General features: G+C 52.7%; 17 protein-coding genes. 6 read left to right on the top strand and 11 right to left on the bottom strand.

From position 1 onward, the window contains the following. Window positions 1-23 precede the first annotated feature (23 nt). The 8 genes from potI to M2374_RS01630 form a co-directional block, all read right to left on the bottom strand. Window positions 24-869, bottom strand: coding sequence for a putrescine ABC transporter permease PotI (potI, locus tag M2374_RS01665; RefSeq protein ID WP_137362362.1), 846 nt, complete (start codon window positions 867-869; stop codon window positions 24-26). Beyond that, window positions 866-1,819, bottom strand: a complete 954-nt coding sequence (gene potH / locus M2374_RS01660; protein WP_181688331.1) for a putrescine ABC transporter permease PotH — start codon at window positions 1,817-1,819, stop codon at window positions 866-868. Before potH ends, potI begins: the two co-directional genes overlap by 4 nt. 9 nt (window positions 1,820-1,828) lie before the next feature. Further along, a complete protein-coding gene (potG, locus tag M2374_RS01655) occupies window positions 1,829-2,962 on the bottom strand; it encodes a putrescine ABC transporter ATP-binding subunit PotG (RefSeq protein ID WP_135912335.1) in 1,134 nt (377 codons plus the stop codon). 137 nt (window positions 2,963-3,099) lie between these two features. Further along, window positions 3,100-4,212, bottom strand: a complete 1,113-nt coding sequence (gene potF, locus M2374_RS01650) for a spermidine/putrescine ABC transporter substrate-binding protein PotF (protein ID WP_096757708.1) — start codon at window positions 4,210-4,212, stop codon at window positions 3,100-3,102. Between the two features lie 431 nt (window positions 4,213-4,643). Further along, on the bottom strand, window positions 4,644-5,120 hold the full coding sequence (locus M2374_RS01645) for a YbjN domain-containing protein (protein ID WP_096757709.1): 477 nt from the start codon (window positions 5,118-5,120) through the stop codon (window positions 4,644-4,646). 90 nt (window positions 5,121-5,210) lie between these two features. After that, window positions 5,211-6,113, bottom strand: coding sequence for a 30S ribosomal protein S6--L-glutamate ligase (gene rimK / locus M2374_RS01640; protein WP_117341700.1), 903 nt, complete (start codon window positions 6,111-6,113; stop codon window positions 5,211-5,213). Window positions 6,114-6,172: 59 nt separating this feature from the next. Next, a complete protein-coding gene (gene nfsA / locus M2374_RS01635; protein WP_115258961.1) occupies window positions 6,173-6,895 on the bottom strand; it encodes a nitroreductase NfsA in 723 nt (240 codons plus the stop codon). Further along, window positions 6,879-7,169, bottom strand: coding sequence for a DUF1418 family protein (locus M2374_RS01630; protein ID WP_096757712.1), 291 nt, complete (start codon window positions 7,167-7,169; stop codon window positions 6,879-6,881). Before M2374_RS01630 ends, nfsA begins: the two co-directional genes overlap by 17 nt. Before the next feature lie 172 nt (window positions 7,170-7,341). Here M2374_RS01630 and M2374_RS01625 point away from each other — a divergent pair, with 172 nt between their 5' ends. After that, a complete protein-coding gene (locus tag M2374_RS01625; RefSeq protein ID WP_096757713.1) occupies window positions 7,342-7,605 on the top strand; it encodes a GrxA family glutaredoxin in 264 nt (87 codons plus the stop codon). Between the two features lie 34 nt (window positions 7,606-7,639). Here the strand turns inward: M2374_RS01625 and M2374_RS01620 are convergent, their stop codons facing one another. Further along, the gene (locus M2374_RS01620; protein WP_096759440.1) at window positions 7,640-8,020 is read right to left on the bottom strand and encodes an inner membrane protein YbjM; all 381 of its coding nucleotides are present in this window, start codon (window positions 8,018-8,020) and stop codon (window positions 7,640-7,642) included. Between the two features lie 267 nt (window positions 8,021-8,287). Here M2374_RS01620 and M2374_RS01615 point away from each other — a divergent pair, with 267 nt between their 5' ends. Both M2374_RS01615 and M2374_RS01610 read left to right on the top strand, forming a co-directional pair. Next, window positions 8,288-9,973 (top strand): aspartate:alanine antiporter, encoded by a 1,686-nt coding sequence (locus M2374_RS01615; protein ID WP_115258963.1) that lies wholly within the window; start codon window positions 8,288-8,290, stop codon window positions 9,971-9,973. Between the two features lie 250 nt (window positions 9,974-10,223). Continuing rightward, window positions 10,224-11,021 carry an SDR family NAD(P)-dependent oxidoreductase gene (locus M2374_RS01610; RefSeq protein ID WP_181688332.1) on the top strand — a complete coding sequence of 266 codons (798 nt, stop codon included), beginning with the start codon at window positions 10,224-10,226 and terminating at the stop codon, window positions 11,019-11,021. Between the two features lie 15 nt (window positions 11,022-11,036). On the opposite strand, the gene M2374_RS01605 is transcribed toward M2374_RS01610, so the two are convergent. After that, on the bottom strand, window positions 11,037-11,579 hold the full coding sequence (locus M2374_RS01605; protein ID WP_181688333.1) for a TetR/AcrR family transcriptional regulator: 543 nt from the start codon (window positions 11,577-11,579) through the stop codon (window positions 11,037-11,039). Between the two features lie 85 nt (window positions 11,580-11,664). Here M2374_RS01605 and M2374_RS01600 point away from each other — a divergent pair, with 85 nt between their 5' ends. From M2374_RS01600 to M2374_RS01590, 3 genes are all read left to right on the top strand, one after another. Continuing rightward, window positions 11,665-12,873 carry an MFS transporter gene (locus tag M2374_RS01600; RefSeq protein ID WP_096757718.1) on the top strand — a complete coding sequence of 403 codons (1,209 nt, stop codon included), beginning with the start codon at window positions 11,665-11,667 and terminating at the stop codon, window positions 12,871-12,873. Continuing rightward, a complete protein-coding gene (locus M2374_RS01595) occupies window positions 12,873-13,688 on the top strand; it encodes a Cof-type HAD-IIB family hydrolase (RefSeq protein ID WP_135912337.1) in 816 nt (271 codons plus the stop codon). The genes M2374_RS01600 and M2374_RS01595 overlap by 1 nt, the downstream gene beginning before the upstream one ends. Before the next feature lie 108 nt (window positions 13,689-13,796). After that, window positions 13,797-14,078, top strand: a complete 282-nt coding sequence (locus M2374_RS01590) for a hypothetical protein (protein WP_404979172.1) — start codon at window positions 13,797-13,799, stop codon at window positions 14,076-14,078. A gap of 490 nt (window positions 14,079-14,568) precedes the next feature. Here M2374_RS01590 and M2374_RS01585 read toward each other — a convergent pair whose 3' ends face one another. Continuing rightward, on the bottom strand, window positions 14,569-15,801 hold the full coding sequence (locus M2374_RS01585) for an MFS transporter (protein WP_096757721.1): 1,233 nt from the start codon (window positions 15,799-15,801) through the stop codon (window positions 14,569-14,571). Between the last annotated feature and the right edge of the window lie 31 nt (window positions 15,802-15,832).

Raw genomic sequence — 15,832 nt, 5'->3', positions numbered from 1 at the left:
GAGGTTGGCAGATTTTAGTTTTTTCAGCCGCGTCTTGCACGCTGGATATCGCGCAACCGCTGCTTTTCTGTCCGGGCCATCAGGTACCACGCGATAAATCCGATAATTCCTACCACGCCAAGAATCAGCGTCGCCAGCGCGTTAATTTCTGGATTAACCCCCATACGTACGCTGGAGAACACCAGCATCGGCAACGTCGTCGCCCCAGGACCGGAAACAAAGCTGGCGATCACCAGATCGTCAAGCGACAGGGTGAAAGCCAACAGCCAGCCGGAAATCACCGCCGGCATAATCATCGGCAGCGTGATGACAAAGAAGACCTTCAGCGGCGTGGCACCAAGATCCATCGCCGCTTCTTCGATGGAGTGATCCAGTTCGCGCAAACGCGAGGAGATAACGACCGCCACATACGCCGTACAGAAAGTGACGTGCGCCAGCCAGATGGTTAACATCCCGCGATCTGCCGGCCAGCCAATAGCATGCGCCATGGCAACAAACAGCAACAACAGCGACAGGCCGGTGATGACATCCGGCATAACCAGCGGCGCTGTTATCATAAAGGCAAAGCCATTCGAACCCCGGAAACGACCAAAGCGCACCAGCACCACCGCAGCAATCGTGCCGAGGATCGATGCCATCGTCGCCGCACAGGCAGCGATGGTCAAACTCATCCCGACAGCGCTTATCATTGCGGTATCGTGAAGCAATTCACCGTACCAGCGCGTCGACCACCCTGCCCAGACCGTCACCAGTTTGGAGCTGTTAAACGAATAGATAACCAGCATCAGCATCGGCGCGTACAGGAAAGTGAACCCGACGACCAGGATAAAAATACGCCACGGTGAGCGAACGACGGGTAAATTATTCATCCGTGTTCCCCTACACTTTTTTGCTGATATTTATGGAACCACATGATCGGCACAATCAATAACAGCAGCATAATAATGGCCACAGCCGACGCCACCGGCCAGTCACGGTTATTGAAAAACTCCTGCCACAACACACGGCCAATCATAATGCTGTCCGGCCCGCCCAGCAGTTCAGGGATCACAAACTCCCCGACCGCCGGGATAAACACCAGCATTGAGCCTGCGATGATCCCGCCTTTGGTCAACGGCACGATCACGCTAAAGAACGTTTTCAGCGGTCGGGCCCCAAGATCCAGCGCCGCTTCCACCAGCGAATAGTCGATACGTGTCAACGCGGTGTAGATCGGCAGTACCATAAACGGCAAATATGCATAAACAATCCCGATATAGACCGCCAGATTGGTGTGCAGGATCGTCAGCGGCTGATCGATAACTCCCAGCCACATCAGAAAATTATTCAGGATCCCGTTATTTTTCAGGATCCCCATCCAGGCATACACGCGAATCAAAAACGAGGTCCAGGAAGGCAGGATCACCAGCAACAGCAGAATATTCCGCGTTGACGGTTTGCTGTGTGCCACAGCCCATGCCAGTGGATATCCCAGTAGCAAACAGCAGATCGTCGAAATCCCCGCCACCTGCAACGACTGCAGGTAAGCATCAACATACAACGGGTCAGCCGTCAGTTGCAGGAAGTTGCCAACATTAAGCGTGATGGAGAGCTGGTCGTCTGCCCATGAGATGAGGTCAGAATACGGGGGTATCGCCCGCGCCATCTCAGAAAAAGAGATCTTAAAAACGATTAAAAATGGCAGCAAAAACAGCAGAATCAGCCAGATATACGGCAGCGCAATCACCACCTTGCGCCCATGCTTCATCTGCATCCGCGACATAAACAGCGTGAAACGGCTCGCGTTGTCCGCGCGCGCCGGAGGTTCAAGTGTACGCATTTTCACTCCTTAAACCGTCAACACTACGCAACTGTCCGCATCCCAACACAAACGCACCTCATCGCCCCAGGTCGGTAGCCCCTTACGGTAGCGATGTTCGTTTTGTAGCTGAGCACTCAACATCTGGCCGCTTTTTAAACGTACGTGGTACACCGACAAATCACCGAGATAGGCAATGTGAACCACTTCCCCCACCGCAAAGTTATAGCCATCCGCCGGTGGAGTCTCACAGAGCATAATTTTTTCCGGACGCAGCGCGACGTACACCGGGACGTTATCAACGATGGAGGCATCAGCATCGACTTTCAGCGGATGAACCAGCCCCGGAGAGTCAATGATCAGGCCGTCTTCCTGACGCGCTTTCAGTAGCCCCTCGAACACGTTTACCGAGCCAATAAATTCCGCGCTATAGCGGGTGGTCGGGTGCTCGTAAATCTCTTCAGGCTCGCCGATTTGCACGAACTTGCCGCGATTCATGATCGCAATACGCCCCGCCATCGTCATGGCTTCTTCCTGATCGTGCGTAACCATCACACAGGTCGCACCCACACGTTCGAGGATATCGACCACTTCCAGTTGCATGCGGTCACGTAGCTTTTTATCCAGCGCCCCCATCGGTTCGTCCAGCAGCAGCAGTTTAGGACGTTTTGCCAGGCTGCGCGCCAGCGCCACACGCTGTCGCTGACCGCCGGAAAGCTGATGCGGTTTGCGTTTGGCAAATTCCTGCATATGCACCAGGCCCAGCATCTCGTTGACCCGGCTGGTAATTTCAGCTTTCGGCAACTTGTCCTGCTTCAGGCCAAAGGCAATGTTCTGCTCCACCGTCATATGTGGGAACAGCGCGTAGGACTGAAACATCATATTAATCGGGCGCAGATACGGCGGGACGTGTGCTAAATCGACACCATCGAGCATAATTTGCCCGGTGGTCGGCAGTTCAAAGCCCGCCAGCATGCGCAGCAGGGTTGATTTGCCGCAGCCGGAGGCCCCTAGCAGGGCAAATATTTCGCCTTTGTAGATAGTCAGGTTGACGTCATCGACGGCGTGCTGGCCATCGAAAGACTTGGTCAGATTACGAATTTCAAGCAGCGGGGTTAGCGCTTTACGGGTTTTCGCCTGTGGGCGGGGGGTCGCATCATTCACGTGAGTGCTCTCCGGCATAAAACAAAGAAACAGTGCAAATAACGCACCAGCATGGTGCGTATTGCCGGGTTATGAGTGTTCAGGGTTCGGGTGTCCCGGCGGACTTACGCGCCGCCGGGTCATCTCCCTGACGCGGGTTATTTCCCGCTTTTCACCTTGGTCCAGGCACGAGTACGGACACGATCGATCTTCGGATCCTGTACTTTCAGAGTGAACAACTTAGCTCGCACATCGGCCGGCGGGTAAATCCCCGGATTGTCACGAACTTCAGGGCTGACCAACGCCGTCGCCTCTTTGTTCGCGTTGGCGTAGAACACGTGGTCGGAAATATGGGCAATCACATCCGGACGCAGCAGATAGTTGAGGAACTGATACGCTTCGTCTTTATTTTTAGCATCCGCAGGCATGGCGAAAACATCGAAGAACGCCATCGCCCCTTCTTTTGGAATTGAGAAGGAAATATTGACGCCATTTTTCGCTTCTTTCGCGCGATTAGCGGCCTGCCATACGTCCCCTGCCCAACCAATTGCCACGCAGCTATCACCGTTTGCCAGATCGTTAATGTATTGAGAAGAGTGGAAATAACGAATATTCGGACGCAGCTTCAACAGCAGATCGGTTGCCGGTCCGGTGTAATCATCCGCTTTGGTACTGTTGGGGTCTTTACCCAAGTAATTCAGCACGGTGGCAAACACTTCTTCGGGGGCATCAAGGAACGAGACGCCGCAGCTTTTGAGTTTTTCCAAATTTTCCGGCTTCAGGATCAGATCCCAACTGTCGACCGGCGCATCCGCGCCCAGCACCGCCTTCACTTTATCCACGTTGTAGCCAATACCGGTGGTTGCCCACATATACGGCATCGCAAACTTGTTGTCTGGATCGTGTTTCGCCACCAGCTTCAGCAATTCGGGATCGAGGTTTTTCCAGTCTGGCAGTTTACTTTTGTCCAGCGGTTGGAAAACACCCGCAGTAAGCTGACGCTCAAGGAAGCTGGCGGAAGGAACGACAAGGTCAAAGCCAGTGCTACCCGCCATGAGCTTACCTTCCAGTACTTCATTGGAGTCGAACACATCATAAACCACTTTAATGCCGGTCTCTTTTTCAAAATTAGCCACCGTGTCGGGGGCGATATAATCAGACCAGTTATAAATATGCAGCGTTTTTTGTTCAGCAGCGAGCGTGCCGGCAGAGAGGGATATCAGAGCACCCGCAACCAGGCCTGATAACCATTTTTTATTTAAGGCGGTCATAATCTCTTTCCTTCTGAAAGTTCGTTAACAAACGAACAAAAAATTCACACTCTATGATATGCAAGAAACGTGCATATTCTTTCATTCAGCACAAATAAGAAAAGAGGCTTCCCCTGTGCCGCTATGGCTCGCTGATAATCGCGGAATCATTCAACATGCATTGCGGTCGCATGCAGCCCATAAAGGGTTCATTGAAGGATGACGTTTATAAGCCTCGCCAGAATAACTTTAGCCAGGATTCGAGGATATAGCCCAGTTAAAAAAACGTCTTTTATCAATTTTTTATGCAGGATTTATCTATGACATAAGGCAGAAGGCGTGGAAGCTAGGTGAATAATTCTTTAATAAAAGGTTAAATGCAGAATAAAAATAGGGTAATACGCAACCGCTCTGGCAGCGGCTGCGCTTTTGGCATCATTGCTCAGGAAATATTAATGGAGGAAATGGGTCTCAGTACCGCTGTTTTGCACATCTTCTTCAGCGTTAAATAACAGTTGATGCGCCCCGGCTTCAAGGATCACCATGGATATCTGCTCTTCGCTCTGGCGAACAAAACATTCGAACTGCTCAAACGTGACGCCCGGCACAACGTATAAAGACTGGCAAACCACCAGCTTTGGCAGATTATCATCCTGCATGTCCAGAAAGGCTTTCACCGTCAGCGAACTGGCATTAATGGATGACAGATCGGCGGCCAACGGCAGCAACGCCGATGGCCTGACTTCCGCCATCGCAGAGAACAGAATGACGTTATCCACCAAATCAATTTTCGCATCAAAGATGCCGTCAAAGTTTTGCATATGAGGTAAATGCAGCGCCTGACAGGTATCGCATTCAAAAAAACTCATGCCCAGGTCGTCGAGCCATTGACGCAACGTATCCAGAGTGGGAACGACCAGTGATGTCATAATAATGTGCGACCTCTTTCGATGAAAAAATTACCGGCACAGCTTACGCAAAAAGACCGCGTCATACCACGATCGCCATCGATATTGCGTTCAGCCGCCGATTTTAAGACAAAATTCCGGAGTTGCATGACGTTCGATCCACTTGATCATCCGTCCGGCAATATCAACCCCCGTGGTTTTCTCCACGCCTTCAAGCCCCGGAGAAGCGTTAACTTCCATGACCAGCGGCCCGCGGTCTGCGCGCAAAATATCAACGCCAGCCACATCCAGGCCCATGGTTCGGGCGGCTTTTATCGCGATGTCCCTTTCACGCGTCGTAATATTGGCAATACTGGCCACGCCACCGCGATGGAGATTAGAACGAAAATCGCCCTCTTTAGCCCGACGCTCAATAGCGGCCACCACCTCGTCCCCTACGACAAAACAGCGAATATCCCGCCCTTTGGCCTCTTTAATATATTCCTGCACCAGAATATGTGCGTTCAGTCCTCGAAATGCATCCACGACGCTCTCCGCGGCCTGACGCGTTTCGGCCAGCACCACACCGATACCCTGCGTGCCTTCTACCAGCTTCACCACCAACGGTGCGCCGCCGACCATATCAATCATGTCGCTGGTATCGTCCGGTGAGTGCGCGATTCCGGTAATCGGGAGATCGATTCCCTGACGTGCCAGCAGTTGCAATGAGCGCAGCTTATCGCGCGCACGGGTGATCGCCACCGACTCATTCAACGGATAACTCCCTAACATCTCGAACTGGCGCAACGCCGCCGTACCGTAAAAGGTAATCGCCGAGCCGATTCGTGGGATGACCGCATCAAAATGAGGGAGCTGGCGGCCCTTGTAATGAATCGAAGACGCCGCCGGACTAATGTTCATATAACAGGAAAGGGGATCGATAATCTCAACCAGGTGACCGCGCTGCATCGCCGCTTCACGCAGGCGCTTACAAGAATAGAGCGTTCCGTCCCGGGACAAAATGGCAATTTTCACCCTGCACCTCTCTGAAAGACCTGCTGAAAGCCGGCGTATCATACACCGGGTTAAAATCTTTAGCGCGTAGCCCATCCCTGTTTGTGCAAATATTCCAGAATAAAGGGGCGATTTTCTTTGATGATGGTGCGGCGAATATGATCGCTCCAGGTATCACGACGCGTGTTGCTGCCACGGGTCAGATAATACTGCGCAAGCTGTTCATCATAGTGAGCCAGGGCGTCCTTATCGAGCGGCTGGTATTGATTTTCATGCACCACAATGGCCGCAGGCAGCCGTGGCTTGATATCGGGATTATCTGCAGGCCAACCGAGACACAGACCAAACAGCGGCAGAACATGCTGCGGCAGTTTCAGTAACTCAGTTACAGACGCAATATTGTTGCGCAGTCCGCCAATATATACACCGCCAAGCCCCAGCGACTCTGCAGCCGTCAGCGCATTTTGCGCCATCATCGCCGTATCAACCACGCCCAGCAGCAGTTGTTCTGCCAGTCCCAGCTGTGCGTCAGGGCAAATCTGTAAATGACGGTTAAAATCGGCGCAGAACACCCAGAATTCGGCAGCCTTCGCCACGTGCGGCTGCCCACCTGACAGCGTCACCAGCGACTCTCGCAGGGCCTTATCCGTCACCCGAATAATCGTGCTGCACTGTAAAAAACTGGAGCTCGAGGTGCCTTGCGCGGCAGCTATAATCGCCTCGCGCTGCGCATCCGAAATCGACGCCTCGGTAAAATGGCGAATAGAACGGTGGCTGCGAAGTAAATCAATGGTTGGAGTCATCTCTTTTTTCTCTGGCTGAACGGGAAGATACGCTGGATGTTCGCGACATCAGCTGCGGCGCCAACAGTTGCGCAATGCGCCACATTAAAAACACAGCGGCGGGAAGCATCAACAAAACCCCCAGAAAAATCATCACCACACAGGCCAATGGACTGTTAAGCGGCGCGGGTAAGGTGAGATAATCGTTAAGCGACAATAGCGCCAGCGCTAACGACACCATACCGATCGTTTCCAGAATCAATATGCTTTTAGGTAACACACCCACAGTGCGCATACGTGGCCTCCCGGCGAAGTGGCTCGTAGTATAAAACGTTCCGAGTTCTCATGTTTAACAGATATAGAGTAGATGTATCAAAGCAACAGGCCGAACCTACTTTCCATCCGACATAAATCGCGGCATCATACAGTCATTCGCCATCTGGCCTGATAAGTTCGAGGAGAGTGAGATGTTTGCTGTTATTTTTGGTCGCCCAGGGTGCCCGTATTGCGTGCGCGCAAAAGAATTGGCAGAAAAATTAAGCAATGAGCATGAAGATTTTAACTTCCGCTACATTGATATTCATGCTGAAGGGATCTCAAAAGCCGATCTTGAAAAGACGGTTGGTAAGCCGGTAGAGACCGTACCGCAGATTTTTGTCGATCAGAAACACATCGGCGGCTGCACGGATTTCGAAGCATGGGCAAAAGAGAATGTGAATCTGTTCGCCTGATTGCCGTCTCTACGCCCTCCACTGGAGGGCGTAATCAGTGTTTTTTCCGCTGCTGATGCTGATTAAATAGGCTACTGATAAACAGAAAACACAATGCGCCAAGCGCGCACCAAAACACCGCACTAAACAACCATGCAAGCTCTTGCCACAGCGAACGTGTAGGCATAAACACAAATCGCATCAATAACAAACAACACGGTGCCGCCAGCATTGCACCGAGAAGAGGTCTAAGCACCTCACGACGATGGGAAAAAAAGCTGGCCGCTGCTCCTGGCAATATAAAAAACAACAACCCAACCTCAGGATGCCCAGCCGCCTTAAATGCTCCTTTCACGTTCAGCGTCAATGAAAGACACACCACAATAAAAAGCACAAAGCAGCAGATCGCACCCGCCCAACCTTGCCTATGTTTCAATCGTTCCTCCTGACACTCTCTATCGAACACTCTTTTCGCCCAAAGGCGTCCAGTCAGATAAAGTCGTTCGGCATTCCATGCCAAAAACGCACTCACACGATTCTTATAGCCGTTGAAACGTAATGAGATTAAACTAGCCGCATATATCGTCATGCTGCTTTATTTGGGGCTGTGTACGATGCTGTCGCCCCTTAATTTCTGGCAAAAACATTAGCGTAAATTGCCATTTCTTTCAATAGCTTACTAGTAAACAAGAAGTTAGTCTCCGTGAATATAAACGTCGCAGATTTGTTAAATGGGAATTACATCCTGTTATTATTTGTGGTCCTGGCGCTGGGGCTGTGTCTGGGGAAATTACGCCTGGGTACAGTCCAACTCGGTAATTCCATTGGCGTTTTAGTAGTCTCCCTATTATTAGGCCAGCAGCACTTTAGTATTAACACTGATGCTTTAAATCTCGGCTTTATGCTGTTTATTTTTTGCGTCGGCGTCGAAGCTGGTCCCAACTTTTTTTCGATTTTTTTTCGCGATGGGAAAAATTACCTAATGCTTGCTCTGGTCATGGTCGGCAGCGCAATGCTGATCGCCCTGGGACTGGGTAGGCTATTTGGCTGGGACATCGGCCTGACAGCTGGCATGCTGGCAGGTTCAATGACCTCCACGCCGGTGCTGGTCGGCGCGGGTGACACATTGCGCCATTCAGGGATGACAGGAACACAGCTGTCAACGGCTCTTGATAACCTGAGCCTCGGTTACGCACTGACTTATCTGATCGGACTGGTCAGCCTGATTGTCGGCGCACGCTACCTGCCAAAACTGCAGCATCAGGATTTGCAAACCAGCGCCCAACAAATCGCCCGTGAACGTGGCCTCGACACCGACGCCAACCGTAAGGTCTATCTGCCCGTGATCCGCGCCTATCGTGTCGGTCCGGAACTGGTTGCCTGGGCTGATGGTAAAAATCTGCGTGAGCTGGGTATCTATCGCCAGACCGGTTGTTATATCGAGCGTATCCGTCGCAACGGCATTCTGGCTAACCCGGACGGCGACGCTGTATTGCAGATGGGCGATGAAATTGCCTTAGTGGGCTACCCGGATGCACATGCCCGCCTCGACCCTAGCTTCCGTAACGGCAAAGAAGTGTTCGATCGCGACCTGCTCGATATGCGCATCGTCACCGAAGAGATTGTGGTGAAAAACCACAATGCCGTCGGTCGTCGTCTGGCGCAGTTAAAACTGACCGATCACGGCTGCTTCCTTAACCGCGTGATCCGTAGCCAGATTGAAATGCCGATTGATGACAACGTCGTGCTCAATAAAGGTGATGTGTTGCAGGTCAGCGGCGATGCCCGCCGCGTAAAAACCATTGCAGACCGTATCGGCTTTATTTCAATTCACAGCCAGGTCACCGACTTGCTGGCCTTCTGCGCCTTCTTTATCATCGGCCTGATGATTGGGATGATCACCTTCCAGTTCAGTAATTTCAGCTTTGGCATCGGAAACGCAGCTGGCCTGCTGTTTGCCGGTATTATGCTTGGCTTCCTGCGCGCCAACCACCCGACGTTTGGCTACATCCCACAGGGTGCGCTGAACATGGTGAAAGAGTTTGGCCTGATGGTCTTTATGGCGGGCGTCGGCTTAAGCGCAGGCAGCGGTATTGGCAACGGCCTCGGTGCAGTCGGCGGACAAATGCTGGTAGCGGGCCTGATTGTCAGCCTGGTGCCGGTGGTTATCTGTTTCCTGTTCGGCGCTTACGTATTGCGCATGAACCGCGCCCTGCTGTTTGGCGCCATGATGGGCGCACGAACCTGTGCACCGGCGATGGAAATCATCAGCGACACCGCGCGCAGCAACATCCCTGCTTTAGGTTATGCAGGCACCTATGCTATTGCCAACGTCTTACTGACGTTGGCGGGGACACTGATCGTCATCGTCTGGCCTGGCCTCGGTTAAAATTTACCCTTTTATGAAATTTTTTTGCAGATAAGCAGAACTTTTCTTCAAGGTGTCAGTCATAACTATTGCCACTGCTTTTCTTTGATGTCCCCAATTTGTGGAGCCCATCAACCCCGCCGTTTTGGTTCAAGGTTGATGGGTTTTTTGTTGCCTGAAATTTGTCTCCCTTCCTATCCCTTCGACCAATTTGCATCATGCCGGTTATGGCACATACTTTTACACGGTGCTTTTGGTGATGGGGTGCGCAATGTTACTTGCAGGCAAAGTCGCGGTGATTTTCGGGGGCAGCGGTGCAATAGGGTGTGCGGTTGCGCAGGTGATGGCACGCGAAGGGGCACATGTGTTCCTGGGTGCACGTAGCCAGCAAAATCTCGATCAGGCAGCGAGCCACATTCGCGCGTCGGGTGGCTCGGCCGACACCTTTATCATCGATGTGCTCGACGAGCAGTCGACAGCTGAGCAGGTTATGCACCTTGTTCAGAACACCGGGGGGATTGACGTGGTGGTCAACGCCACCGGCTTTATGCACGATCAGGGTAAACATATTGACGCATTATCCCTTGCGGAGTTTATGCGCGGCATCATCCCTTTTCTCACCGCACAAGTCACGATCTCTAAAGCTGTCTCGCCACATATGGGCGGTGAGCGAGCAGGAACGATTATCACCGTTGTTGCCCCAGCGGCGTCCATGGCGATGCAGGGGCATCTGGGCCACATCGTTGGCTGCGCGGGAATCGAGGCATTTATTAAAGCGCTCGCCAGTGAGCTTGGCCCACAGAATATTCGCGTCCTTGGCGTGCGATCGCATGCCATTGTTGATGCAGTGCAAGCAGGGTCTTATACCGGGGAAATATTCGCCGCAAAAGCGCAGTCAATGGGGTTAACCGTCGAGCAATGGCTTGTTGGAGCCGCACAAAGTACGATGCTTAAGCGTCTGCCAACGCTGGCACAAATCGCCGAGGTCACAACGTTTCTGGCATCAAACCACGCCAGTGCGATGACCGCGACGGTAGTAAATGTCACCGGGGGCGCAACCGTCAGTTGATAAGCTGTGTCAGTACTACGACAGCCCGGCGATGCGCTCAACCATCACCAGGATATCGTCTCGCTGCAGCGGTTTTTTATCGGTCACAAAATGCAGCGTCATGCCTTCAATAAAGGCATCCAGCGCACGGGCCATAGCGGGGTCAAACCACTGCTCTAAGGTTTGTTGACTGCGTTGCATCCAGTTTTGCATCACCGTTTTCAAAGCCGGTTTACGGCTGGCGAACGCGTACAACTGGTACATAATCTCCATGTTATCCGGCGTGGTGACCTGCGAACTGTAAATCATCTCAGTAATGGCATGACAGGCCTGTGGCGCATCCATCACGTCCATAAAAAATGCCTGATATTGCCGCGACATAGTTTCGGTAAAATGACCGAATGCCTCCATCAGAAGCTCATCGATTCCCGAAAAATAATAGGTCATTGAACCCAACGGCACCTGCGCAATCGTTGCAATCTTACGATGCGTAACTGCATGAATACCATAAGTTATTACTGCGTCCAGCGTAGCCTGAACTATTTTTTCCCGCCGTTGTGGATCGTTCGCGCGTCGCACCGCATTTCCTCTTCTTGCATTTGTGTACAAATGTACACAACCTTGCTAATGTTGTCTCCTTTCCTCATTTCTTTGGCTCGAATTCATGACTGGCATCTCATCACGCAAAGCCTTAAGACGCCGAACCTGGGCGCTGTTTATGTTTTTCTTTTTACCAGGATTATTAATGGCTTCCTGGGCAACGCGTACCCCAGCCATCAGAGATATCCTCTCCGTTTCTACCGCTGAAATGGGGGCAGTATTATTTGGACTCTCTATTGGTTCGATGAGTGGCATTCTTTGTTCGGCCTGGCTAGTGAAACGATTTGGCACGCGGAAAGTGATCCGCACCACCATGTCATGTGCGGTTGTTGGTATGGCGATCCTTAGCGTGGCGCTATGGCTGCATTCCGCCTGGCTATTTGCGTTTGGGCTGGGGGTTTTTGGTGCCAGCTTTGGTGCCGCAGAGGTTGCCATTAACGTCGAAGGTGCAGCGGTTGAGCGTGAGATGAACAAAACCGTGCTGCCGATGATGCATGGTTTTTATAGCCTCGGCACCCTGGCAGGCGCAGGCGTCGGGATGGTGCTCACCGCCTTTAGCGTTCCCGCCAATGCGCATATTCTGCTGGCGGCACTGGTGGCTATTGCGCCAATATTTATCGCCATCAAAGCGATTCCTGACGGCACCGGTAAAAATGCCGCTGACGGTTCTCACTCAGCCGAAAAAGGGCTGCCCTTTTACCGTGATATCCAGCTGCTGCTCATCGGCGTCGTGGTACTGGCGATGGCATTTGCCGAGGGTTCCGCCAATGACTGGCTTCCGCTCCTGATGGTAGACGGACACGGATTTAGCCCGACCTCAGGCTCCCTGATTTATGCCGGGTTTACGCTGGGCATGACCGTCGGACGGTTTACCGGCGGCTGGTTTATCGATCGCTACAGTCGCGTCGCGGTCGTACGCGCCAGTGCGTTAATGGGCGCGCTGGGTATTAGCCTGATTATCTTTGTCGACAGTTCGTGGGTCGCAGGTGTGTCCGTTATCCTGTGGGGACTCGGTGCGTCGCTGGGCTTCCCGTTGACTATTTCAGCCGCCAGCGATACCGGCCCCGATGCACCAACCCGCGTGAGCGTTGTGGCAACCACCGGCTATCTGGCCTTCCTGGTCGGGCCGCCGCTGCTGGGCTATCTGGGTGAACACTATGGCCTGCGCAGCGCCATGTTGGTGGTGCTGGCGCTGGTGCTGGTTGCGGCCATCGTCGCGAAGGCTGTCGCCAAACCAGACGTTAAAAATACCCCTGTGACGGAGAACAGCTAATGGCTATTAAGTTAATTGCAGTCGACATGGACGGCACCTTTTTAAGTGACCAAAAGACCTACAACCGTGAACGGTTTATGGCGCAGTACCGCCAGATGCAAGCTCAGGGGATTCGCTTTGTGGTCGCCAGCGGTAACCAGTACTACCAACTGATCTCTTTTTTCCCCGAGCTGGCCGATGAAATCTCTTTTGTGGCGGAAAACGGCGGCTGGGTCGTTAGCGAAGGGGAAGATGTGTTTAACGGCGAGCTGGCTAAAGACGATTTTCAGACTATCGTGGATCATCTGCTAACGCGCACCGACATTGACATTATTGCCTGCGGAAAAAACAGCGCCTACACCCTGAAGCACTACAGCGACGAGCTAAAATCCGTCGCCGCCATGTACTACCACCGCCTCGAATTTGTTGATAATTTCAACAACATCAACGATGTATTTTTCAAATTCGGGCTGAATATCTCTGAAAAACAGATCCCGCAGGTTCAGTCTGCACTGCATGACGCGATTGGCGACATTATGGTTCCAGTGCATACCGGCTACGGCAGCATCGATTTAATTATCCCTGGCGTACATAAAGCAAATGGTCTGCGTCTGCTGCAACAGCGCTGGAATATTCGCGATGAGGAAGTCGTGGCGTTTGGTGATGGCGGTAATGATATTGAGATGCTGCGTCAGGCGGGGTTCAGTTTTGCGATGGCCAATGCCAACGATACCGTGGCCCGTGCGGCAAAATATCGTGCGGGGTCGAATAACGAAGAAGGCGTACTGGATATTATCGACCGGGTGCTAAAAAACGACGCACCGTTTACGCAATAACACCTCAGCACAGACGGCAACAAAAGAATGGCATGATCTCTTCATAATCCGCGTCACATTAACCCGCTGGATAAATATCTCCAGTAACTATTTTCAGGTGATCTGATGATGAAGAAGAATGTACTTATGGCGGCATTATTGCTGGGGTTTGCGGGAACTGCGCTGGCACAAAGCGTCACCGTTGATGTACCAAGCGGTTATAAAGTTGTCGTGGTTCCTTCTTCCGTGAGCGTGCCGCAGGCGGTCAGCATGACCACCGCGCCACAAACGGTTTATGTTGCTCCGGCTCCTGCGCCGGCACCCGTTTATCGTGTACATCCTTATGCACGGCATGTCGCCAGCGTAGGCGAAGGGATGGTTATTGAGCATCAGATTGACGATCACCACTAAGTTCGCGTAAAGCCCGGGCAGCCGTCAACGCCTCATCGATTTTCAGCCGGACCAGGGTGTCGCTTCAGCTCTCTGGCTTTCAGCTATATCCGTTTTGCTGTTCAGAGATATTCAAGTAAAAGCGCAGGTAGTCAGGTGTGGGCTGGTCCGGCTGAAAATTGCCGACGTGTTTCCGTAAGGCCGGGAGAACCAGCATGGATGCTGGCTCAGGGCGCGTTTTGCAAGGACGCTACCTCGCGCCCGGCCCGATAGCCTGGAGGAATAAGCGGAGGGAATTGCGAAGCAACAATTTTCCTGCCGGGATTGTAAAGGGCGTGGCGAAGAACGCCCTTTACACGTTCACAGGAATCAGTGCCTCGGAGAAACGATGAACATGAGGTGAACGGAACCCTTTCTCTGAGAGAGCATATTCATCCCCCCCGCCGCCAACACATGTTGATGCTTTCTGATACCGAGACGTTAACTGAACGGTATTACGGATAGCCGGGCTTTATCCTTCCCGTGAATCCCCTACCCGCTTATCTTTCAGGAAAATAAACATCAGCGCCAGCCACAGTATCCCGCTGGCCAGATTAAACAGGCTAAACAGGCCGTTACCGCCGAGTAAATAAGCATGTTTGCTCAGCTCAATACCAACGGTAAAAATCAGCATCTGCAGCATGCCCATCGCAGCGGAAACCGTCCCTTTGCTCATGTCGCTGGCAAACAGCGTCAGGCGTACCAGCCCGGCATTCGCCACGCCAATCCCAAACGCATAAACACTCAACCCTGCCGTCATCCACAAATAGGCATGGGAAGAAACCACCGTGGCCGCCGCGGCAATAATCAGCCCCACGGCGATTGGCCAGCCGCCCATAATAATCAGCGACCGTACCGTGCGTCGTGCGGTCAGGCGCGCCAGCACGAGGTTACCGGCGATCAGCGCACCAAAAATCGGCACCTGTAGCAGACCATATTCATAGCTGCTCAGCTGTTCACCGCTAATAATGATAATCGGGGATTGAGCGATCCACGCCAGCAACGGCAGACTGACAAAGCCCAACGCCAGGGCACCGGCGACAAAACGCACGTTCTTCAGCACCAGCTTGTAGTCTTTGCCCAGCTCTTTAATCGACAGCGTTTCACCGAGTCGGGTCGCGGTTTCAGGCATCGCGCGCTGCAGGCCAACAAAGGCGATGGCGGCCAGTACCGCAAACAGTACAAACATCCCTTCCCACGGCAGCACGTGCACCCAGGCAGCGCCGACCAGCGGGCCCAGCAACGGGGCAATCAGCGCCACGTTCGCCATCAGGGCGGTAATTTTAATGCATACCGCCTCTTCAAAGGATTCCTGAATCGCGGCATAGCCCACCGCGCCAATAAAGCACAGGCTAATGCCCTGCAAAAAGCGCAGGAAAGTGAATTGTTCAATGTTCTGCGCAAACAGCGTCGCAAGGCAGGTAACAATGAACCACACCACACCGGTTAACATCACCGGCCGACGACCAATACGATCCGACAGCGGTCCTAATAACCACTGCAAAAACATGCCGCCTGCCAGGTAAGCGGTCATGGAGGTGGGAACCCAGTCTAATCCGGCCTGATATTGCTCCACCACCGCCAGCATACCGGGCTGGATCATATCGTTGCCGATATACGTAGAGAATTCGTAAAGCACCAGACAGAGAGGGAAAAGTAATGCCTGACGCCCCAGTCGGGCGCCTGAAGATAAACGGTTGTGCATGCAGTCTCTTAACCAATGAAAAAACGCGCAA

This window comes from Citrobacter sp. JUb117, from assembly GCF_024809055.1.
Taxonomy (GTDB): domain Bacteria; phylum Pseudomonadota; class Gammaproteobacteria; order Enterobacterales; family Enterobacteriaceae; genus Citrobacter; species Citrobacter gillenii.
This window is presented reverse-complemented; position numbering and strand designations above follow the sequence as displayed.